Origin of the sequence: Rodentibacter genomosp. 1, assembly GCF_001999285.1 — a bacterium.
Lineage (GTDB): Bacteria > Pseudomonadota > Gammaproteobacteria > Enterobacterales > Pasteurellaceae > Rodentibacter.
Genome location: NZ_MLHN01000008.1, coordinates 104,571 through 127,640, shown reverse-complemented (window position 1 = coordinate 127,640; position 23,070 = coordinate 104,571). Strand labels below are relative to the sequence as shown.

General features: G+C 40.9%; 22 protein-coding genes. 18 read left to right on the top strand and 4 right to left on the bottom strand.

Features of this window, described 5'->3' with window-relative positions; translation table 11 throughout:
• Nucleotides 1-2 precede the first annotated feature (2 nt).
• From lrp to BKK54_RS04735, 3 genes are all read right to left on the bottom strand, one after another.
• Nucleotides 3-476, bottom strand: a complete 474-nt coding sequence (gene lrp, locus BKK54_RS04745; protein WP_077541980.1) for a leucine-responsive transcriptional regulator Lrp — start codon at nucleotides 474-476, stop codon at nucleotides 3-5.
• Between the two features lie 247 nt (nucleotides 477-723).
• Nucleotides 724-2,100, bottom strand: a complete 1,377-nt coding sequence (gene radA, locus BKK54_RS04740) for a DNA repair protein RadA (protein WP_077541979.1) — start codon at nucleotides 2,098-2,100, stop codon at nucleotides 724-726.
• 58 nt (nucleotides 2,101-2,158) lie between these two features.
• A complete protein-coding gene (locus BKK54_RS04735; RefSeq protein ID WP_077541978.1) occupies nucleotides 2,159-3,232 on the bottom strand; it encodes a CYTH domain-containing protein in 1,074 nt (357 codons plus the stop codon).
• 293 nt (nucleotides 3,233-3,525) lie between these two features.
• Between BKK54_RS04735 and BKK54_RS04730 the strand changes: the two genes are divergently transcribed.
• The 18 genes from BKK54_RS04730 to yedF all read left to right on the top strand — a co-directional run bounded on the left by BKK54_RS04730 (nucleotide 3,526) and on the right by yedF (nucleotide 20,867).
• Nucleotides 3,526-4,206, top strand: coding sequence for a TIGR00153 family protein (locus BKK54_RS04730; RefSeq protein WP_077541977.1), 681 nt, complete (start codon nucleotides 3,526-3,528; stop codon nucleotides 4,204-4,206).
• Between the two features lie 25 nt (nucleotides 4,207-4,231).
• A complete protein-coding gene (locus tag BKK54_RS04725) occupies nucleotides 4,232-5,494 on the top strand; it encodes an inorganic phosphate transporter (protein WP_077541976.1) in 1,263 nt (420 codons plus the stop codon).
• A 208-nt stretch (nucleotides 5,495-5,702) separates the two neighbouring features.
• Nucleotides 5,703-6,326: a TIGR04211 family SH3 domain-containing protein gene (locus BKK54_RS04720; protein ID WP_077541975.1), complete on the top strand. Its 624-nt coding sequence runs from the start codon at nucleotides 5,703-5,705 to the stop codon at nucleotides 6,324-6,326.
• A 48-nt stretch (nucleotides 6,327-6,374) separates the two neighbouring features.
• Entirely contained in the window at nucleotides 6,375-7,625 is a 1,251-nt protein-coding gene (locus tag BKK54_RS04715; RefSeq protein WP_077541974.1) for a multifunctional CCA addition/repair protein, read from the top strand.
• A 66-nt stretch (nucleotides 7,626-7,691) separates the two neighbouring features.
• Nucleotides 7,692-8,312: a lipoprotein insertase outer membrane protein LolB gene (lolB, locus tag BKK54_RS04710; RefSeq protein WP_077541973.1), complete on the top strand. Its 621-nt coding sequence runs from the start codon at nucleotides 7,692-7,694 to the stop codon at nucleotides 8,310-8,312.
• Nucleotides 8,312-9,229 (top strand): 4-(cytidine 5'-diphospho)-2-C-methyl-D-erythritol kinase, encoded by a 918-nt coding sequence (gene ispE / locus BKK54_RS04705; protein WP_077541972.1) that lies wholly within the window; start codon nucleotides 8,312-8,314, stop codon nucleotides 9,227-9,229. Before lolB ends, ispE begins: the two co-directional genes overlap by 1 nt.
• 17 nt (nucleotides 9,230-9,246) lie before the next feature.
• Entirely contained in the window at nucleotides 9,247-10,194 is a 948-nt protein-coding gene (locus BKK54_RS04700) for a ribose-phosphate pyrophosphokinase (RefSeq protein WP_077541971.1), read from the top strand.
• A 161-nt stretch (nucleotides 10,195-10,355) separates the two neighbouring features.
• Complete coding sequence (locus BKK54_RS04695) at nucleotides 10,356-12,251, top strand: FTR1 family protein (RefSeq protein ID WP_077541970.1); 1,896 nt, start codon at nucleotides 10,356-10,358, stop codon at nucleotides 12,249-12,251.
• A gap of 23 nt (nucleotides 12,252-12,274) precedes the next feature.
• Nucleotides 12,275-12,793, top strand: coding sequence for an iron transporter (locus BKK54_RS04690; protein WP_077541969.1), 519 nt, complete (start codon nucleotides 12,275-12,277; stop codon nucleotides 12,791-12,793).
• 115 nt (nucleotides 12,794-12,908) lie between these two features.
• The gene (locus tag BKK54_RS04685) at nucleotides 12,909-14,315 is read left to right on the top strand and encodes a Fe-S-containing protein (RefSeq protein ID WP_077541968.1); all 1,407 of its coding nucleotides are present in this window, start codon (nucleotides 12,909-12,911) and stop codon (nucleotides 14,313-14,315) included.
• Between the two features lie 2 nt (nucleotides 14,316-14,317).
• Complete coding sequence (locus BKK54_RS04680; protein ID WP_077541967.1) at nucleotides 14,318-15,649, top strand: ABC transporter permease; 1,332 nt, start codon at nucleotides 14,318-14,320, stop codon at nucleotides 15,647-15,649.
• Entirely contained in the window at nucleotides 15,636-16,769 is a 1,134-nt protein-coding gene (locus BKK54_RS04675) for an ABC transporter permease (RefSeq protein WP_077541966.1), read from the top strand. The genes BKK54_RS04680 and BKK54_RS04675 overlap by 14 nt, the downstream gene beginning before the upstream one ends.
• Before the next feature lie 51 nt (nucleotides 16,770-16,820).
• Nucleotides 16,821-17,492 (top strand): ABC transporter ATP-binding protein, encoded by a 672-nt coding sequence (locus BKK54_RS04670; protein ID WP_059365300.1) that lies wholly within the window; start codon nucleotides 16,821-16,823, stop codon nucleotides 17,490-17,492.
• Nucleotides 17,482-17,964, top strand: a complete 483-nt coding sequence (locus BKK54_RS04665) for a TlpA family protein disulfide reductase (protein WP_077541965.1) — start codon at nucleotides 17,482-17,484, stop codon at nucleotides 17,962-17,964. The genes BKK54_RS04670 and BKK54_RS04665 overlap by 11 nt, the downstream gene beginning before the upstream one ends.
• An 18-nt stretch (nucleotides 17,965-17,982) precedes the next feature.
• Complete coding sequence (locus BKK54_RS04660; protein WP_077541964.1) at nucleotides 17,983-18,300, top strand: c-type cytochrome; 318 nt, start codon at nucleotides 17,983-17,985, stop codon at nucleotides 18,298-18,300.
• Between the two features lie 109 nt (nucleotides 18,301-18,409).
• The gene (locus tag BKK54_RS04655) at nucleotides 18,410-18,985 is read left to right on the top strand and encodes a lipoprotein HlpB (protein ID WP_077541963.1); all 576 of its coding nucleotides are present in this window, start codon (nucleotides 18,410-18,412) and stop codon (nucleotides 18,983-18,985) included.
• Nucleotides 18,986-19,341: 356 nt separating this feature from the next.
• Nucleotides 19,342-20,565, top strand: coding sequence for a selenium metabolism membrane protein YedE/FdhT (gene yedE, locus BKK54_RS04650; RefSeq protein WP_077541962.1), 1,224 nt, complete (start codon nucleotides 19,342-19,344; stop codon nucleotides 20,563-20,565).
• Nucleotides 20,566-20,597: 32 nt separating this feature from the next.
• Complete coding sequence (yedF, locus tag BKK54_RS04645; RefSeq protein WP_005696304.1) at nucleotides 20,598-20,867, top strand: sulfurtransferase-like selenium metabolism protein YedF; 270 nt, start codon at nucleotides 20,598-20,600, stop codon at nucleotides 20,865-20,867.
• Nucleotides 20,868-20,920: 53 nt separating this feature from the next.
• On the opposite strand, the gene BKK54_RS04640 is transcribed toward yedF, so the two are convergent.
• Nucleotides 20,921-23,062: an alpha-galactosidase gene (locus BKK54_RS04640; protein WP_244153106.1), complete on the bottom strand. Its 2,142-nt coding sequence runs from the start codon at nucleotides 23,060-23,062 to the stop codon at nucleotides 20,921-20,923.
• Between the last annotated feature and the right edge of the window lie 8 nt (nucleotides 23,063-23,070).

Genomic DNA, 23,070 nt, shown 5'->3' with positions numbered 1-23,070 from the left:
TTTTATTTTAAAACAAGATAATTAGTTTGTTTGACTTCTTCCATCACAACATAGGTGCGAGTATCGTTCACACCTGGTAAACGAAGTAGTGTTGTGCCTAATAATTTTCGATAAGCCGCCATATCTGCCACCCGAGTTTTCAATAAATAATCAAAATCACCGGACACAAGATGACATTCTTGAATTTCATCAAGGGCTTGAATCGCCGCATTAAATTCTTCAAATACATCTGGTTTACCACGAACAAGTGTGATTTCAACAATCACTAAAAGTTGTGCATCAAGTAACTCTGGATTAAGCAAGGCACGATAGCCCATAATCACGCCTTGCTTTTCCAAACGTTTTACCCGTTCTAAGCAAGGGGTCGGTGATAATCCAACTTTTTTGGAGAGGTCAATATTTGAAATTTTGCCATTACGCTGTAGTTCATTAAGGATTTTAATATCAATCGCATCTAGCGGCTTCTTTTTTTCCATTTTGTTTTGTCCCCATTATCTACGGCATTATGTAGCAGTTGCATAAACCTAATTTTGGAATTGTAGGGATACACTGCCTATGTCCTTTATAAAATCAAATTATTTCAATATGTTACTATCAGACACACAGTGTGTCCCTACTACTTCATTGAAATTCCTACTTTTGTGTGCTTGCGACATAATACCGATTATTTATGCAAGGTATTCTAATTGATTTTGGCGAAGTTTTCAGTATGACAATGAATTTCTAGAAATTATCCAGAACCGCTAACGCATCCGCTAATTTTTTCACCGTAAAAACTTGCATATTTTCGACCGCACTTTTCGGTTTATTACCAAAAGGTACAATGGCACGTTTAAATCCGTGTTTTGCTGCTTCGCTAATACGTTCTTGCCCACTCGGTACAGGACGAATTTCACCGGCAAGTCCTACCTCACCAAAGATCACTAAATCTTGTGGTAAAGGACGATTGCGAAAACTGGAAATTAGTGCAAGTAATAAGGCAAGATCTGCACTGGTTTCCGTGACTTTCACCCCACCTACAACGTTAACAAATACATCTTGATCCGCCATCTGTAATCCCCCGTGGCGATGCAGTACCGCAAGTAATAACGCCAAACGGTTTTGTTCTAACCCTACCGCAACACGACGTGGATTTGACAACATAGAATGATCCACTAAGGCTTGAATTTCAACCAATAACGGGCGTGTCCCTTCCCACAATACCATCACAGAACTACCCGATGTTTGCTCGTCACCACGGCTGAGAAAGATCGCTGATGGATTTTTTACCTCACGTAAACCTTGTTCTGTCATACCAAATACGCCCAGTTCATTCACTGCCCCAAAGCGATTTTTATGACTACGTAGGGTACGATAACGGGAATCCGCCTCCCCTTCCAAAAGCAAGGAACAGTCTATGGCATGTTCCAACACTTTGGGGCCGGCAAGTGTGCCGTCCTTTGTCACGTGCCCCACCATAATAATCGCTACTTGTCGGGTTTTCGCATAGCGTGTCAAAAAAGAAGCACATTCCCGCACTTGCGCCACACTACCGGGCGAAGATTGAATATCAGCCAAATGCATGACTTGAATAGAATCAATCACGATAATTTGTGGTTTGAGTTGATCGGCAAGATTACAAATCTGCTCTACCGAAGTTTCAGAAAGCATATTGAGTTTATCATTCGGTAAACCTAAGCGATTCGCTCTCATTGCCACTTGTTGTAAGGATTCTTCCCCCGTCACATAAAGTGCGGTCATTTTTTGAGCCAAACCACACATCACCTGTAACAACAAGGTACTTTTTCCGGCACCGGGATGCCCCCCGATCAAAATCGCACTGCCCGGTACAATTCCCCCGCCCAGTACACGATCAAGCTCTTTAAATCCACTGGTAAATCGTGGCGTTTCCTGCAAACTAATTTCTGACAGCGTTTGAATTTTTGCCTGCGTTTCACCGGCATAACCACTGAAACGGTCATTTTTGCTTTTTACCGCAGAAATCAACCGTACTTCGCTAATGGTATTCCACGCCTTGCAAGCAGAACATTGCCCTTGCCAACGGGAAAACTCTGCGCCACAATCATTACATACATAAGCCGTTTTAGGGGCTTTCGCCATGGTATTTCTCCATCAAATAAAACTGTTTTGAACACGCAATATCGAATAGCGATACTTTTTAATGATACAGGCTTGATTCGCCCGATACCGATAAACGCATTAACTGAATCATTCGTTCAAAATATAAACGTGTCTTAAAAAGTGCGGTCAATTTTTCAATAGTTTTTTCATTATCCTTGGTTTCACTGTGAAAACGAATCAAAGCCTGAATATCGTCAAGAAACCTTTGATTACTTTCAAGCAACTGTTGCAATATACCATCTTCTACCGAGTCTTTGTTTCTCTGTTCTAATACCTGCTCAAACAATGTCTTATTTTCATCGTAATAATGATACAAATTGAAAAATGCCCCGACCCGTTCCACGGTTTTCATAAAATCTTGGCTAAAAAACGAGGGCGCTAAAGACAAGGTTTCTTCCACCAATGCTTGCTCCATTTTTAAAATTCGGTGAAATTTTGCGTTAAAATCTACCGCACTTTCTTCTCGATCTTTGTTCAAAAAATCACGCCATTTATCTAGCCAATCCGTTAAAACTACGGGGCTACTAAGTTGATAGCCACGCTTCGCCTTGCTCGCACTGCTAAAATAAATATCGGTCAAAACGGGCAATTCTTCCACAAAATAGAAAAGATCGCTAACTTTCCCTTCTTTTAATTCAAACTCAATTTCACAAATAGGTTGTGAATGGTCGCCGCTCACAATCTCCCCTTGATCAAAGGCGACTTCAATTTTGGAATCTCGAAATTCAACTAACCAAAAAGTGCGGTTAAAATCCGTGGAGAATATGGCATTTAATGGTGCATTGGGTAACTGCTCAAAGTGGTACAAATTCCGTAGCTGTTCATTTGTCGGTGTTTCTTTTTCTTCCAGCGACAAATTATATTCCGGACGCTCGTGCAAACCGCCTAGGACTTTTCCGTTAGTTTTGAGGGTTAATGTAAAGGTTTGATTTTCTTGACGAATACGTAATCCCATCTTTTGCTTAGCAAGAAAATGATCGGGATAATCATAATAAGTATTCCCTAAATCAATATTTTTACATTTTAATAGATTAAATTGTTGTAGATGTTTTTCAAGTAAGTGAAATATTTCCGGAGAAACAGCAAGTTTGAGTTCAACTTCATTGGTCATGAGGATAAATCCTTTATTAATTTAACTGGTTAAATATACAAGTAAATGTAAATAAATCAAGGTTTTTTGTGTTACTTCCCTTCTACTTAATAATAACGAAATAAAAACTTTTTTATCCATAATATTGCAGAAAATGCTTATTCAAACTGTTCTTGTATGAATGTTTCTAGAGATATACATAAAATATTAATCAATAACCCGATAACCGCCATCTATAAAATCAATTCTATTTCAAATAAAAATCAGGTAATATGCGCACGAATTTCAACCCCCTGTTATGGAGTAAATGAGATATGGCAATGAATAATATTCTTGGATTATTTGCCCACTCACCATTAAAACCTTTGCAGAAACATTCAGACAAAGTGACGGAATGTTGCGATCTTTTGATTCCTTTTTTTGAAAAAACCTTCTCAAAAGATTGGGAAAATGCAGAAAGCGTGCGTTTAGAAATTTCTCAACGCGAACGTGAAGCGGATAGTCTCAAACGTGAAATTCGTTTGAAATTACCGCGTGGTTTATTCTTACCCATCGATCGTACCGATTTATTGGAATTAGTCACACAACAAGACAAACTTGCAAACTTCGCCAAAGATATTGCCGGTCGGATGATTGGTCGCCAGTTTGGTATCCCGGAAGAAATGCAAGAAGATTTTTTGAACTATGTTCGCCGTAGTTTAGATTCCATTCATCAAGCCCATTTGGTGATTGAAGAAATGGATAAATTGTTAGAAACCGGCTTTAAAGGTCGTGAGTTACAGTTAGTGAACAATATGATTCAGGAATTGGATAGCATTGAAGACGATACAGATCAAATGCAAATTAAACTACGAAAAATGCTTTATACCATTGAAAGCCGTTACAATCCGATTGATGTAATGTTCTTATATAAAATTATTGAGTGGGTAGGTGTCCTTGCCGACCAAGCACAACGTGTCGGTTCACGTATTGAATTAATGTTAGCGCGTTCATAAAACTCATATACATAGGAAAAAGACTATGGAAATAATTAATCAGTATGGTACATGGTTGGTGTTGATCACCGCTGTGTTTGGATTTTTTATGGCGTTTGGTATTGGCGCCAATGATGTGTCAAATTCTATGGGAACCTCTGTGGGTTCAGGCACGATTACCGCAAAACAAGCGATTATTATCGCATTAATTTTTGAGTCAGCCGGTGCCTATCTTGCCGGTGGTGAAGTGACAGAGACCATTAAAAGTGGTGTGATTGATCCTATGCAATTTGTCGATACACCGGACATTCTCGCCCTCGGGATGATCTCCGCACTCTTTGCTTCCGGTGCATGGTTATTTATCGCAACTAAAATGGGATGGCCGGTTTCCGGCACACATACCATTATCGGTGCTATTCTCGGCTTTGCTTGTGTGACTATCGGCCCGGGCTCAGTGGATTGGTCAACCATCGGTAGCATTGTCGGAAGTTGGTTTGTTACGCCTGTGATTGCCGGGGTTTTAGCTTATGCGATTTTTGCCAGCACACAAAAACTCATCTTTGATACTGACCAACCCCTTAAAAACGCACAAAAATATGGGCCTTACTACATGGGTGTCACCATCTTTGTGCTCTGTATCGTGACAATGAAAAAAGGTTTAAAACATGTTGGATTACATCTTTCTAACGGTGAAACCTTAGCAATTTCATTGGCTATCAGCCTCGTCGGTATGATTTTCTTCCACTTCTATTTCCGCAGTAAAACCTTCGCTCAATCAGCAACAAAAGGCACATTCGGCGCCGTTGAAAAAGTATTTAGTATTTTAATGCTCCTAACCGCCTGTGCCATGGCATTCGCTCACGGTTCTAACGATGTGGCAAACGCAATCGGGCCACTTTCAGCCGTTGTCTCCATTGTTGATGAAGGGGGCAAAATCGTTTCTGGTGGTACATTAGCGTGGTGGATACTCCCATTAGGCGCATTAGGTATTGCAGTGGGATTAATTTCCATGGGGCAAAAAGTAATGGCTACGGTAGGATCAGGTATTACAGATTTAACGCCAAGTCGTGGTTTCGCAGCTCAGTTTGCCACCGCAATGACCGTAGTTGTTGCTTCCGGTACGGGTTTACCAATCTCTACCACACAAACGCTTGTTGGCGCAATTTTAGGTATCGGTTTTGCCCGCGGTATTGCCGCCTTAAACTTGACGGTAATTCGTAATATCATTAGCTCATGGATTGTTACCCTACCAGCGGGGGCTTTCTTTGCTATCGTGATTTTCTATATCTTACGGGCAATTTTTCACTAATAGGGTATGATGTAACAAATACACAAAATTAGGAATTTCAACGAAATGTAGGGATACATTATATGTATCCCTGTCAATAGCCATGAAATCAGGTTTGTGTAACAATTACATTATGCCGTACTAATAAAAAGTGTGGTGAAATTTGACCGCACTTTCCTTCTTAATCAATGTCTGTACCAAAGTGAATTAAAACAATTAAAGGATAACTATGCCAAAAATCTCCTCAATACTAACTCAATTTTTACTCTCAACTGTTTTGCTCGGCGCAGCAATCAATTCCGCCTATGCCGAAACCCAATATGTCACAGAAAATCTAAATACCTATCTTCGCCGTGGTGCCGGTGATCAATTTAAAATTGCCGGTGCGATTCAATCGGGAGAACAGGTTAATGTGCTAGAACGACAAGGTAAATACAGCCTCATTCGTGATAGCAAAAATCGTGAAGCTTGGATTTTAACCGCTGAATTAAGCAATACCCCAAGCAGCAAATTAGAAAATCCCAAATTAAAAGCACAAATTCAAGAATTAACATTAAAACTCAATCACCTAGACAATGATTGGCAACAACGTACGGTGGAAATGCAACGTCGTACCAAACAATCGGAGCAACAAAGTAGCGAATTATTAGAACAAAATTCTCAACTCAAACGTGAATTAGAGATCGTCAAAAATAAAAATCGTGACCTTGAAGCCATGCTTGATGTCGGAAAACGTGAAATCGCTATCCAATGGTTTATTTATGGCGGTTCTGTGCTTGGTGTAGGCTTATTACTCGGCCTAATTATCCCTCATATTTTACCAAGACGTAAACGTCGTGACGGTTGGGCATAATTTGATAGCACCGAGCACAAGTTCGGTGTTTCTTTTTGAGGAAAATCAATGGAAATCTATTTAGTTGGCGGTGCGGTTCGAGATCAATTACTCGGTTTACCGGTAAAAGATCGAGATTGGGTGATTGTGGGCGCTACCCCCGACTACTTATTGACACAAGGCTATCAACAAGTTGGTAAAGACTTCCCTGTTTTTCTCAATCCCAAAACCAAAGAGGAATATGCCCTTGCTCGAACAGAACGAAAATCAGGCAATGGTTATACCGGATTCATCTGTGATTTTTCAGAAAATATCACGCTAGAACAAGATCTTATTCGCCGAGATCTCACCATTAATGCTATGGCACAGGATAAACAAGGCAATCTTCACGATCCCTATCATGGTAAACAGGATTTAGAGAAACGGATCTTGCGTCATATTTCTCCGGCATTTGCAGAAGATCCTTTACGGGTTTTACGTGTCGCCCGTTTCGCCGCACGTTTCCATCAGTTGGGATTTAAAATTGCACCGGAAACCCTCCGATTGATGAAAAATCTGACACAAAGTGGCGAACTATCACATTTAACGGCAGAACGTGTTTGGCTTGAAACAGAAAAGGCATTAAATGAAAAGCACCCTGAAATTTATTTTGACGTGCTACATCAAATTGATGCTTTGACAATCCTTTTCCCTGAACTTAATGCCCTTTACGGCATACCCAATCCGCCACAACATCATCCGGAAATTGATAGCTTTGTGCATACCATGTTAGTGTTGCAACAAGCGGTAAAACTCACAGAAAATAATCCTGCACTCAATCAAAGTGCGGTTCGTTTTGCAGCTGTTTGTCATGATCTGGGCAAAGCCCTCACGCCCAAAGAAATCCTTCCTCATCATTATGGACATGAATCAGCAGGCATAAAACCAACCCGCAGCCTTTGTAAACGGTTAAAAGTACCCAATTACTATCAAGAACTTGCTGAACTCACTTGTGAATATCACACTCATATTCACAAAGCCTTTGAACTTCGTCCGGAAACGCTGATGAAACTGTTTAACCGTTTTGATGTATGGCGAAAACCGCAACGTTTCCAAGAATTCCTGTTAGTTTGCCTTGCCGATACAAGAGGGAGAACCGGTTTTGAAATGCGGGAATACCCACAACGGGATTATATCAACGTCTTATTAAAAGCGGCTGAAAAAGTGGATGTACAACAAGTGATTGCAGACGGATTTGAAAAACAAGGGATTCGGGATGAGTTAAACCGTCGCCGAACCAACCTAATTAGAGAGATGAAAAAAGCCTATCAAACGCAATAAAAACAGGCTTTACTAAATAGAGATGAGCTCTTACAATAGCCGCAATTTTTTGACTAAACATAATCTATGAAATCATTAAAATTTTTAACCGCACTTTTTATCACAACGATTCTAACTGCCTGCACATTAGATGCTGAACGCCCCACCAATGTGCAGTACCTTGATAAAACTGATGCGACATGGCAACAACATTTGCAAAAAATAGAAAAAATCCAACAATATCGTGCCAAGGGGCAAATTGGTTATATTAGCCCAACAGAACGTTTTTCCAGTCGTTTTGAATGGCAATATCAAAATCCACAATCCTATACACTCAAACTCTATTCTTTAATTAGCAAATCTACATTATTAATTGAAATGAATGCAAAAGGAATGACGATTTCGGATAACAATGGCAACCGACAATCCGCACGCAATGCCAAATTATTGCTACAAGAGATGATCGGTATGGATATTCCCTTAGAACATCTCGCTTATTGGCTGAAAGGACAACCAGCCGCCAATTCTGATTATAAAGTCGGGATGAATCATCGACTTGGTGCATTTAGCTATCCCCTTGAGGGTTCGATTTGGACAGCGGATTATTTAACTTATCATGCTGAAAATTCCATGCCGGAAAATATTTTACTAAAAAACCAAAATACTGCTCAAACTCTAAAAATTCGCGTGGACGAGTGGATATTTTAATGAAAACATATCAATTTTCGACCGCACTTTCTTCACAACCTTTACTTGGAAAGCCTCAACGTTTTCCAAGTCCTGCAAAGCTTAATTTATTCCTTTACATCAACGGTAAACTCCCAAACGGTTATCACGAACTGCAAACTCTATTCCAATTTCTTGATTTCGGCGATTGGCTTGAAATTGAAGTTTGTGAACAACATAGCGACATTATTATCACACCGGATATTCCCCATTTAAAACCCGAAGATAATTTAATTTACCGAGCAGCAAAACGTTTACAAGAAGAAGCTAACATCACAAAGGGTGCCAGCATTCATTTAGATAAAATTCTTCCTATGGGAGGCGGTGTCGGTGGAGGTTCTTCCAATGCTGCAACCACACTGGTTGCCTTAAATTATCTTTGGGGTGCCAATTTATCTCTTGATAAACTGGCCGAAATAGGATTGAACTTGGGGGCGGATGTGCCTATTTTTGTACATGGTCACGCTGCTTTTGCTGAAGGTGTAGGCGAAAAAATCACTTACTGCTCTCCTGCCGAAAAATGGTTTGTAATATTAAAACCGGAAAGTTCAATTTCTACCGCTGTAATTTTCAGTGATCCTAATTTACCGCGCAATACACCTAAAAGAACTTTAGACAGCCTACTCCATTCGCCCTACGAAAACGATTGCCAAAAAATTGTGCTAAATCACTATTCAGACGTTGAAAAAGCCCTGAACTGGTTGCTACAATATGCGCCGGCAAGATTAACTGGAACCGGTGCTTGCGTATTCGCTGAATTTGATAACGAAGCAGATGCTCAAGCATGCTTTCAACAAAAACCAAAAGAACTATTCGGTTTTGTTGCGAAAGGACTCAATGTTTCGCCGTTACATCAACTGTTGAAACATCACAATCTCCCTTACTCATCTACAATTTAACCTGAGGTCATAACAAAATGCCAGACATTAAACTCTTCGCGGGTAATGCAACACCTGAACTTGCAAAACGTATTTCAGAACGTTTATACATTTCTCTTGGCGATGCGACAGTCGGTCGTTTCAGCGATGGTGAAATTCAAGTTCAAATCAATGAAAATGTACGGGGGGCAGATGTATTTATCATCCAATCAACCTGTGCGCCAACCAACGATAATTTAATGGAATTAATCGTGATGGTGGATGCTTTACGCCGTGCTTCTGCTGGCCGTATCACTGCTGTGATTCCTTATTTCGGTTATGCACGTCAAGATCGTCGTGTACGTTCAGCCCGTGTACCTATCACCGCTAAAGTGGTGGCAGATATGCTTTCCACGGTGGGAATCGACCGAGTCCTCACCTGCGATTTACACGCAGAACAAATCCAAGGTTTCTTTGATGTGCCGGTTGATAACGTGTTCGGCTCACCGGTGCTGATTCACGATATTTTGAAAAAGACCGATCTTGAAAATCCAATTGTCGTTTCTCCGGATATCGGTGGTGTGGTACGTGCCCGTGCGGTAGCGAAATTATTAAACGATACCGATATGGCAATTATTGATAAACGTCGCCCTCATGCAAATGTCGCACAAGTTATGCATATTATTGGGGATGTTGCAGGACGTGATTGTATTCTTGTAGATGATATGATTGATACCGGCGGTACATTATGCAAAGCGGCGGAAGCCCTCAAAGAACGTGGTGCAAAACGCGTATTTGCTTATGCAACACATGCTGTTTTCTCCGGCTCGGCTGCGAAAAATTTGGCAAGTGACGCTATTGATGAAATTGTGGTTACCGATACTATTCCACTTTCAGCCGAAATGAAAGCCCTTGGAAAAGTGCGTATTCTCACTTTATCTTCAATGCTTGCCGAGGCTATTCGTCGTATCAGCAATGAAGAATCCATCTCTGCAATGTTTAGTTAATAATCTATCAATAGAAGTGCGGTCAAAATTGACCGCACTTTTCGTTTTCACCTCTGCCCCAAATTTGACCAACATCACAAAATAATAAAATCACAGTTGAGATTTTTTCTTATTATAGGATAATACTCAGAAATAAGAATGAATTGCATTTGGAGATTTCAATGTTGCGTATTGTGCGTTGTGGCGCAGTATTATTTACTTTTTTCTTTTCTCAACTCGTTTTAGCACAAGATAACTATCAACAATGGGTAGCGGATATTACAGCACGATTGGATAAAACAACCGCACTCCTTCAACAAAATAATCCTGATGATGCCCGTACTGAAGTTCAGATGGCGTATTTTGAAGTCTTTGAAAATTTAGAAGGCCCGATTCGTATTAATTTTTCCACTCAAAAAAGCTATCAAATGGAATCCACCTTTGGCGAAATTCGTAAAATGATTGGAGAAGGTAAGTCCCTAGATGAAATTCAAGCCAAAATTAACGGGCTAAAACAGGCATTGCAGGAGGTATTACCCGCCTTAGCAGAAGGTCATCAACTTAATGCAGACGGACAACACAGCGTCTATCAAAATGCTCAGATTTTGCCTTACTGGCAACAAAATTTTAAAACCATTGATGATTTAGTGGCACAAGCCATTGAGGCTTATGAACAAGGCAATTTCGCCAAAGCTAAACAATCCTTTCAGCAAGCACAATATGACGGCTATAAAAATTCAGAAATGGAAATGGCGGTACGCACTCATCGTTCTTCCGAACAATCCTCCGCGATTAATCAACAATTCTATAATTTAATTCGTTTAAGCGAACAAGCGGATCAAATGACGGAAATCGCCTATCAAAGTACGAACCTTCTACAAGATATTGAGGAATTATTGCCGGCGTTACCAACCACCCGTGAAGAACAAAATCAACAAGATAATACGGCACAATCTGCGGAAAATATACAACAAGATTGGCAAAAAATTGCCGATCAAGTCAATCAAGGTATTCAACAAGCTATTTCACTTTATGAGAAAGGCGAACAGAAAAAAGCTATCCTTGCCGTGCAAGATACCTATTTTGATGTGTTTGAAAACAGTGGAATGGAAAATAAAATCGGCTCTCGTAATAGTAATTTCAAAGCGGAAATTGAAGGCTATTTCACACGTATGGTCAGCTTAATGAAAGCCAATCAAGGAGACAAATTACCACCCCAAGCAGAGGGCTTAGCCCAAAATTTATCCAAAGCCGTTGGAATGTTGCAAGGCGGAGAACAAAGTGATTGGTCATTATTCTTATACAGTCTGTTAATCATTCTACGTGAAGGCTTGGAAGCCTTACTCATTGTCGCTGCTATTGTGGCATACCTCGTCAAAAATAATCATCAAGACAAATTGCCGATAATTCGCCAGTCTATCTATGCCGCCTTGGGCGCAAGTGTTGTCACCGCCTTTATTTTCCAACTTATTTTTGAAAATTCCGGTCAAAACAGGGAGCTGTTAGAAGGTTTTACAATGATGATTGCCGTTGTGATGCTTTTTATGATGAGTTACTGGCTGCTTTCCAAAGTCGAAGCGCAAAATTGGAAGCGTTATTTAGAAGGCAAACTTTCTACGGCATTAACCGCTGGCTCTTTAGCCGGTTTATGGCTCACCAGCTTTTTAGCAGTTTATCGCGAAGGGGCGGAAACCGTCTTGTTCTATTACGCTTTGGCAAGTGATACCAAAAGTGCGGTCGGTTTAGCTTATCTTTTTGCCGGGTTCCTCATCGGTGTATTGCTACTGGCAATTTGCTATTTCATTATGCGTTATAGCGTGGTAAAACTTCCCCTTAAACCATTTTTTATGTTCACCGGCACATTTCTGTATGCGATGGCATTTGTCTTTGCCGGCAAATCGGTCTTGGAACTAATTGAAGGGAAATTATTTGAGCCAACATTAATGAACGGCATACCGGAAATTTCGTGGTTGGGTATTTACCCTTATCTAGAAACCCTCATTCCACAAGGCATTTTAATCATCGCTGCTCTTTTTGCTTTAGTAGTTATGAAATACCAAAGTAAAAAATCAGCATAATCTTTAATCTCAGGAGATCTAATATGAAAAAAGTACTGATTGCGACCGCACTTACCGCCGGTTTATTTGCCGCAAGCGCACAAGCCTTTACCGAATATCCAATCGGCGAAGCCGTGACAATGAATGATATGGAAATTGCTGCCGTTTATCTGAAACCCATTGATATGGAACCTCGTGGCATGGGCTTACCAGCTGCAAAATCCGATATTCACTTAGAAGCGGATATCCACGCAGTGAAAGGTAATAAAAACGGATTTGGTGACGGCGAATGGATGCCTTATCTCACAATCAATTACACCTTAGTCAATACCGATACGGGCGAAAAACAAGAAGGGACATTTATGCCAATGGTTGCCGGTGACGGCCCACATTATGGTGCAAACGTAAAAATGATGGGAGTGGGCAACTACAAATTAACCTATCATATTGATCCACCATCAAAAGCAGGTTTACACCGTCACACAGATAGTGAAACTGGCGTAGGTCGTTGGTGGAAACCTTTCGATGTGAATTATGAATTCAAATTCACAGGGATTAAATAATCCTTTGCAACGTGCGTGAATAGTTTATATTCACGCACAAATCTATGCTTCATAGATATTTAACAAAATAATATGTTGTGCCAACATATTTTATCACGATGATATTTTTTAACTTATGACTTACTTTTTCGTTTTTCTGCTTCAATCGCTCTTACCTATTTCAATTTTACTCGGCGCCTCTTGGGCAATAAAACCCGCTGTACCCTCTGTAAAAACGATCATTTGGCTGAGTCTTTTTGGATTAATAAGCGGTGTTATACTGCGTCTTGGGCTGCCAAATAGCCAAGTAGCCAATCTTGTTCTTACCATTATTTTTATAATCTCCTTCTTACTTTTTGCCCTCAGTCAATGGACAAATTCAACCAAACTAGCCCTTTGTTGGCAATTTATCTTAATGCTGATTGCAGGTGCGACTTGGGCAAAAGATCCCAATATCACCGCGCTTACCAATACAGATATTATTAATACTGATTTTATTTTGAATTTAAGTGCGGTTATTTTTGGTGTCATTTTATCTTTTGCCATATCAACATGGCTCTACTTCTTACTTAAACAACAGCAAAAAACAAAAGGAAAATCCACCGCACTTTTTGCGCTGAGTTTTATGCTTTGGTTCGTCTTAGTGATACCACTGGCGGGCGAATTATTACTTATTTTTATGAAATTACAGCTAATTGAACTCACCAAAGTGCGGTTAAGTTTTGCCGCAAAATCAGGGGCTGTCACGACTTGGTTTAATGTTATCTGCCTCGTGGTTATGTTCATAAACCTAAGCATTTTCATCTTTCAAACTCATGTTAAACGGACTTTCCAAGCCAAAATTGAACAAGATCCTACCGAAAAACGCAAAAAATTGGCATTGGTGCAAGTATCAAAACGTCTGATTAATTGGGGAACATTGGCAATAATTTTTATTGGTGCAAGCCAACTTTATTGGGAACAAGTAGCTTCACGCCCGCCGCAACTTTCCGAAGCCGTACCCGTTACGCTTGATCAAGCACAACAAGTCCGTATCCCGATTGAACAAGTAAAAGACGGAAAACTACACCGATTTGTTTGGATCGCAGACGATGGCAAAGCCGTACGCTTTTTTATTATTAACCGCCAACCGAATAAGCTCAGCCTTGCCGCCGTGTTTGATGCCTGTTTATTATGCGGCGATCAAGGTTATGTGATGCAAGGTAATCAAGTCGTCTGCGTAGGGTGTGGCGTCCATATGTTCATTCCGTCTATTGGCAAACCGGGGGGATGTAATCCCGTACCGATTGAAGATTGGCAACAAACGGAAAATGAGCTTATTATTCACCGCACCTCCTTGGAAGACGGGCTTAATTTATTCAGCACTATCGTAGAAATCGAGGTGCAAGATCCGATTAGTGGTAAAAAATTAAAAAACACCCAAACGGAACATAAATACAGCTTTGAGAACCGTACTTACTTCTTTGAAAATGAAGAAAATCTTGAACTGTTCCGCAATAACCCTGAAAAATACCTCAGCAATGAAAATGGAGAAGAGGAATAACAATGTTAGTGAGAATGTTATTTCAATCTTGGCGTTTTGGTATTAAGCGAAAATTATTAGCCATTGTGACCATTTTCTTGGCAGCCGGTTTAGTCTCCGCCTTGCTCGCCGTTTCTATAGATATTGGCGATAAAATGGCAAAAGAACTAAAATCTTACGGCGCGAATATTTTGATTGAACCGGCAAGTAATGCTGCCTTACCGGATGAACTCAATACGAATATCGCCCTTTCCGGTCAAGATTTTATTGATGAAAAAGAGCTGCCGAACATTAAAGATATTTTCTGGCGTAATAATATTGTCGGCTTTGCCCCTCAATTAACGGCAACCGTTAATGTAATAAAAACAGCGGAAAAATCGACCGCACTTTCGGACTCCGTTTCAATTCTAGGCACCTTTTTCGATCACAACATTGCGATTCCCGATGAAGAAGATTATCACACCGGGCAACGTATTATCAGCCCCTATTGGCAGGTGCAAGGCAACTGGGTAAATGATGAAAATGACAATTTCGGTGAAATTATTCCTGTTCTTGTAGGCACGCAGCTTGCCAAAATGAACGGCTGGAAAATTGGCGATACACTTCATTTAAGCTATCAAGAAAAAGAGTTTTCCGCTCAACGTGCGGTCAAAATTCAAGGTATTTTAACCACAGGCGGAACGGAAGATAATCAGCTTATTATGCCGTTAAGTGCCGCCCAAACCCTACTTGGTTTAGAAGGTAAAGTCCAATCGGTGAAAGTGTCCGCCCTCACCGTACCGGAAAATACCCTCTCCCGTAAAGCCCGTGCTAATACTGATGCCCTTGACGCGGAAGAGTATGACCGTTGGTACTGCACCGCTTATGTCTCTTCGATCTCCCATCAACTGGAAGAAGCCATTTCCGGTGCGATTGTTCGCCCTATTTGGCAAGTTGCCGCCTCCGAGGGTGTGGTCATCAGCAAAATTCAGTTATTACTCTCAGTCGTCACGCTTGCGGCATTAATTGCAGCAGCAATGGGTATTGCCTCGCTGATGAGTTCCAGCATCATTGAGCGAAGTAAAGAAATCGGTTTAATGAAAGCCTTGGGCGCTTACCAATGGCAGATCGTTCTGCTGTTTTATTGCGAAGCCGTATTAAGTGCATTGATTGGCGGTATCTTGGGATGTTTAGCCGGTTGGGGCTTGGCAAAATTTATTAGTTTCACACTTTTTGGCGTACCGCTCAGTTTTGCTTGGATCGTGATCCCTTGCGTACTGGTACTGTCAATATTCATTGCCCTGATTGGAACTTGGTTCCCCGCACATCGTATTGCCAAACTTTATCCCGTTGAGGTGCTTTATGGCAGACAATAACAGTATGTTTTGGCGATTAATTTTCCGTGCACTGCGTCTGCGTGTACAACGGGTAATGATTATTTTCACGGCCTTAACGGTGGGAGCAGGCATTGTTACCGCCATGGCGGCCGTTTATTTCGATATAAATACCAAAATGAGCCAAGAACTTCGAACCTTTGGTGCCAATTTCTATATTGGTTCGACAAAAGGCGAAATGGTTTCTGTGAGTCAAATTGATGAAATTTTGCAACAAGCGCCACAGGGATTAATCACCGCCGCCAGCCCTTATCTTTACGGCGTAACACGCAGTGAATTGGAAAAAATCGTTATTATGGGCGTTCGATTTGAAGATATGCGGATTTTAGCCCCCTATTGGCAAATTAGTGGTTCTGCTATTAATGTGAATTTTGATGATCGCAATGCCATGATTGGTAAAACTCTTGCCGAACGTCTCAATTTAAAAATCGGCGATAAACTACAACTGTCAAAAAATGCGGTAGAAAAACATCAATTCGCCATTAAAGCCATTGTAGAAGCCGGTGACGCCACAGATAATATGCTCATCGTCAATCTTGATTTTGCACAGAATTGGCTGGAAAAAGAAGGGTTTGCCAACAATGCGCTACTGAATGTCAGAAATGAACTAGGGCAAGTCGATCAGTTTGCAGAAAATATTATGCAACAATATCAAGATCTCACCGCCCGCCCGATCCGTAAGGTTTCCGCCTCGGAAGGACAAATTTTAGATAAAATCAAAGGGCTAATGGGACTCATATCTTTAGTGATTTTAGTGTTGGCTACACTTTGTGTGAACACCACATTGATCGCGATTGTCGGCGAACGAGCCAAAGAATTTGCCCTACAAAAAGCATTAGGGGCAAAACAGTCGGATATTATTAAGCAAATCTGTACAGAAATTCTTATTATTGCCGTCTGTGCCATTTTAGTCGGATTAATATTTGGTTATTTACTCGCTCAGATTTTAGGCTTAACGGTCTTTAAATCTTACATTGATATGCGTTTACCTGTCTTCCCTATCACTATTATGCTCTCCTTGTTGGTCGCATTTATCGCCGTTATCCTACCAACACGTCGTGCATTAAGTATTCAGACAGCGAATGTATTAAAAGGTGAATAAATCTAAGGCATGGATTGAGAAAAACCGCCTAACAAAATAAAAGAGAAAGCTATGACTCAATTTGTTATTGAAACAAAACATTTATATAAACGCTTCGGTCAAGTGACCGCACTTGAAGATATTAATATTCAAATTAAACAGGGCGAATTTGTTGCCATTATGGGCGCCTCCGGCTCAGGTAAAACGACCTTGATGAACATTCTCACCGGGCTGGACACCGCCAGTGAAGGGAATGTTATTTTAGCCGGTATTGACGCCGCCCAATTAGATGAAATCGGTCGCCAACGTTTTCGTGCGGAGAAAATCGGCTTGGTGTTTCAACAATTCCATTTGATTCCCTATTTAACCGCCCTTGAAAATGTCATGCTCGCTCAACATTATCATAGTGTCATTGACGAAGCGGCGGCAAAAGCCGTATTAGAACAAGTGGGATTAGGACATCGTATGGATCACAGACCAAGCCAACTTTCCGGCGGCGAACAACAGCGAGTTTGCATTGCTCGTGCCCTTGTCAATCAGCCCCCTGTTATTTTTGCTGATGAACCCACCGGTAATTTGGACGAAAAAAATGAGGCATTAATCTTAGACTTATTACAAGAATTAAACCGCCAAGGGAGAACCATTGTCATGGTGACCCATAATCCGGAACTGGGCGAACTCACTGATCGTACCATTTATCTTCAACACGGTAAGTTTTTACGGGAAGAACGAAATGAACATTAAACTTTTACTCAAATCACTCTGCTTAAGTGCGGTCATTTTCAGCACCGTTTCTTGTAAAGAAGAAAAAGCAACTCTCGGTAACGCTGCACCGGAACTTGCTGCCTATGATCTACAAGGTAAGCAAGTAAACTTAAAAGATTGGCAAGGCACCCGATTACTCACCTTTTGGTCGGAAACCTGCGGTCATTGTATGGCGGAACTAAAAACATTCGAGCAACTTAATGAGGCCTATCCAAATAAAGTCCAACTCATCGCCATCAATGTTGATGGTGAAAATATGGACACCAATGCCGTAGTTGCCAAACACCAACTCACCCAGTCGGTGATTAAAGATCAAATGAAAATCACCGCCGAGCGATATCAATTAGTGGGTACGCCGACTTCTTTTATCATTGATGATAAAGGCTATATTCAAGCTAAATTTGAAGGTAAAATTCCTCAGCAAGAATTGGATAAATTATTCAAAAAATAACAGTTAAAAGGATCATCAATGAAAGGGCTTCATTTATTTCTCGCAGGCTTGCTCTGTATTACTTTTTTTGCTCAAGCCGAGACCGCTAATCATCCTGTTTTCATCAAAGCAGAAAAAATTTACAAACGCTCCTGCGCCACTTGTCACGGGAAAAAAGGCGAGAAAGCGGCAATGGGCGAATCGAAAATCATCAATCAATTAAAAACAGAGGAAATTTCAACCGCACTTTTTGAGCGTAAAAAGGGAAATATTATCGGCGCCGGCAATCCGGCAAAACAGCGTTTAACCGAAGAAGAAATCAAAGGCTTATCTGAGTTTGTCCCTACACTAAAATAAATTTATTGAAAATTTTTTAAACTAATCTGAAAATAAACAGTCTCAGGGATTCGTGGATTTTATTATCCAAGAAATACTTTTTAATCTTCAACTTAAAGGATAATTTTTTATGAACAAATTAGCAAAAATTACTGCAACTGCGTTATTTGCTTTATTTTTAACTGCTTGTGATAAGGCAGACAAAACGGCAGATACCCATAAACCGGCTGAAACAACAGCACCGGCGATGAGTGTGGAAGCGCAAGAAAAAGCAGATTACGAAAAATTAATTGCTTGGAACCAAGAACAAGGTGCGCTACAAGCTCAAAATCAGCAAAAACTGCAACAGGAATTAAATGCTGCCGCTGAAACGAAAGATGAAAATAAAGCCAAAGCCGCCATTGAAGCGTTTAATAAAAATGTTCAAGCCAGCATTGCGAGTTTAGATGCGCTTGATGTGAAATCTGATTTAATTGGCAACGCAAAAAATCAAACCAAAGAAGTATTGACACTTGCGAGCCAATTATTGGTTGCTCAAGCAAACGTGAAAACCGAAGCGGATCAAAAAGCCTACGCTGAAAAAGCGGTGGAATTGCAAAACAAAATGCAAGCTTTAGCGGAACTTGGCGCACAAATTGAAGCTAAATTTAATCCAGCTCCTGTTCAATCAGATGCCTCTAGCACAGAAGCACCGGCTGTAAAATAATCTTACTTACTCAGGTAACGAAAATTAATTTTCTCACGCATTCTACCGACAGTATTTTAAATTCCAACTTACATTACTGTCGGTCTAATATTGAAGTCATTCTTGTTTATTCAATAAATCATATGAGTTTCTAAATATGCCAAATGGTGTTTTCCGATTCATTCGAATATAACTCATCCGGCACATTGTTTTCCCTCATGTTTTTGTTTATACTCTCAGCGCTTTAACAGCATATTCATTCATATATCGCAAGTTTGTGTATAGGAAATGAACAAATCTGATTGGATTCTCAATTCTATTTTTCATCATATACCTCTGCTTGCAAATCATTAACTTTCTTAAGGATTTAAGAACTTATGTTAGAGATTTGGCAACAATTCAAACAAAACTATCTTATTAAATATTGGAATCCTGTCGCAGCCGTGATCGCAGCAGGTTTACTTTCAGCCTATTATTTCGGTATAACAGGTACTTACTGGGCGGTAACGGGAGAATTCACTCGCTGGGGTGGACACGCCTTACAAGCCCTAGGAGTAGATGTGAGCGAATGGAGCTATTATAAAATTATCGGAATGGAAGGAACCATTTTTAGCCGTATTGACGGTGTGATGATTCTAGGAATGTTCGCCGGCTGTATTTCCGCTGCGCTATGGGCAAATAACGTAAAATGGCGCAATCAACCCCATAAACGCCGTATTGTTCAAGCTCTAATCGGCGGTGCATTAGCCGGCTTTGGTGCCCGTCTTGCCATGGGCTGTAACCTTGCCTCACTTTTCACCGGTATTCCTCAATTTTCTATTCATGCTTGGTTCTTCACTATCGCCACAGCAATTGGCACTTATTTTGGCGTAAAATTCACCTTACTCCCAATATTTCGTGTCAAACTAGAACTCAAGAAAGGGGCAGCAAAATTAAAAGAAACCGATCCCAAGCAAGCTTCCCGCCGTTTTTGGATAGGTATGGTGATTTTCTTTGCCTATCTCATCGCCTCACTTTATGTAATGACCCACTCCATAAAATTAGGTTTCGCTATGTTTTGCGGCTTAGCATTCGGTTTATTAATTGAACGCGCACAAATTTGCTTTACCTCCGCTTTCCGTGATTTATGGGTAACCGGCCGTGCTTATATGGCAAAAGCGATTATTTTCGGCATTATGGTGGGAACAATTGGTGTTTTCTCTTACATCCAGTTAGGCGTTTCACCCAAAATCATGTGGGCTGGCCCAAATGCGATTATCGGTGGATTATTATTCGGCTTTGGTATTGTACTAGCCGGCGGCTGCGAAACCGGTTGGATGTATCGTTCAATGGAAGGGCAAGTTCACTTTATGTGGGTAGGGCTAGGCAATGTCATCGGTTCCACTTATCTTGCCTATGCTTGGGATGATATCGCCCCTGCTCTTGCCTTAGATTACGAAAAATTGAACCTACTTAAATCTTTCGGCCCGATAGGCGGATTATTAGTAAACTATGCTCTATTGATCCTTTGCTTAATTGCCGTGGTTTGGTGGCAACGCAGTTTCCTCGCAAAAGCCAAGGCAAAAATTGCAGCAACGACACAACCATCTTGTGGTTGTTAATTCTTATTCATTCATCAACAAAAGGAATTATTATGGCATTTACCGTTGTTCAAAAATTAGATAAAGATCCGAAAGACATCACTCCGGATTACACCCTTGACACCTTAGGCGAGCCTTGCCCTTATCCGGCAATTGTGATGCTTGAAACCATGCCACAATTACAAAAAGGCGAGATTCTGGAATTATTAAGTGATTGTGCCCAATCCATCAACAATATTCCGGTGGATACCAAAAACCATGGTTATACACTCCTTAGCGTTGAACAAGATGGCACAAAGTTGAGATATTTAATTCAACGATAAAAATTTCTTAAGCACAAAAAAGTGCGGTCAAAATTGACCGCACTTTTCATTATCTATACCTTTCTAAATTCAAGTAACATCGCACTTTGTGGATCTAACACAGGAATGGTTAAACCCGCATTGGCAAGCCATTCACTGCGGATCGTGAAAGTTTTACCATCAAAACAATCACGCAACCATTGTGGGAAAACTTTCATTAAATGCCCTGCATTCCCTTCACGGATGTAATCAGGAATCGCAAGAACATTCACTTGATAAGTTGCATTATTTTGCAAATATGGCAAGCGAAGTTTACCCATTTGCTTGTAATCCGGCATATCAAGTTGGCTTACAAGGACTACGGCTTGTGATTTATCTTTTGCCACCACGCCATGAATTAGGGTCTTATCATCATGATAATCAAGACGGAATCCATCACCATTATGCAGTAATGGACGAAGCTGCTTATGTAAAGCGATACATTTCGCAAAACCGGCTCGTTCTTCCTGGCTTTCTTTCACCGGATCAAGCTCTACCCCCATATGCCCAAATAATGCCGTCAAACCACGATAATCAATAGAAAAACGGCGATGCGTCGTTTGGCAAGGCGAACCGCCAATGTGTGCCCCCATAACTTCAGGTGGATAAAAATAGCTCATACCACGGTGAATCTGTTGGCGGGTGTAAGCGTCAATGTTATCCGATGACCAAAAACGTTGTGAACGTTTTAAGATTTCATAGTCAATACGTGCCCCACCTGATGAACAACTTTCGATTTCAACGTGCGGATAGCGTTTTTGTAATTCGTCAAATAAACGATAAGCGGCTTTGGTTTGCGCCACCACCGCAGCTCGACCTTCGCTTCCCGGTTGAACAAGGCGGCGGTTGTGATCCCATTTGATGTAATCAATCTCGTGATTACCAAGTAACCAATCCATACGCTCTAACAAATAATCAAAGACTTCCTGTTTAGTGAGATCCAATACATATTGATGGCGTTCTTCCGGTTGCTCATACCCCTCTAATTGTAATAACCAATCCGGATGTGCTTGGTAAAGTTTGGTCGGTTTGTTGATCATTTCCAATTCCACCCAAATACCAAATTGCATACCGAGTTTTTTCACGGCATTAATGACTTCATTTAAACCGTTCGGATATTTTTCTTCGTCTAAATACCAATCGCCTAAACCGCCAAAATCATCATTACGCCCAATAAACCAACCATCATCAATAATAAAGCGTTCCACGCCCATTTCCGCCGCTTTCTCCGCCATTGCAATAATGTGCTTAGGATGATGATCAAAGGTTACCCCTTCCCAAATATTCAAATGTACCGGACGCACAGGATAAGCAAAATGTAAAATATGTTGGCGGACATGATTGTGAAATTGACGTGACATTCCATTCAATCCCTCATCCGAATACACCGCATAGACCCAAGGCGTACTATGACTTTCACCTTGTTTAAGCTGAATTTCTCCCGGGAAATAAAGATTTTCCAATTGAGCGAAACGGCGACCATCGATCAATACATCAGCACGAATACGATGATTTCCCGACCAAGCAAGATGGAATCCCCACACTTTACCCTGTTGCTGGCTAAAATGAGGTGTCCCCAAAATCAGATTCGGCGCATATTCATGGGAGGTACGTCCGTGACGATTTTCTTGGGTAAAGGCTCCATGTTTGAGTGAAATACGATTCTCGTGTAATTCACGACACCAACGCCCGTAGAAACTTAATACTTCATCGGCATATTCAGGTACCGGCAAGGTAACCGCGAGACGATTTACGGTAAATTTGTCCTCGCCTAAGTTAGTTAAAGTATGACGGAATTTAAACACGCCATTTTCATCAGCTTCAATCTCTGCCTTAAAGCCCAATTTTGCAATGGAATCTTCCATGTCCAACACTAAAGTGCGGTCAGTTTTTGTGATATTTTTGGTGACAAACACTGGCGCCCAATCATAACCATTACGATGCCCCTCTATACCGGAAACTCCGAAATAGCCCCTGCCATTTTCCGCGGCAAGAGTAATGGGAATATCTATATCGAGGCTCCCGTTTGCTACACCACGTTCAATGCTCATCACATCCGCTTCGGTGATTTCATCTAATTCAAGGCGTTGACCAAAATAGAGGATCTCTGCCGGTTCTGTACGTAAAATTAAGTCTGTTTCTTTACTTTGTAAGCGAATTAATTGTGAACTCATCATATTGCTCC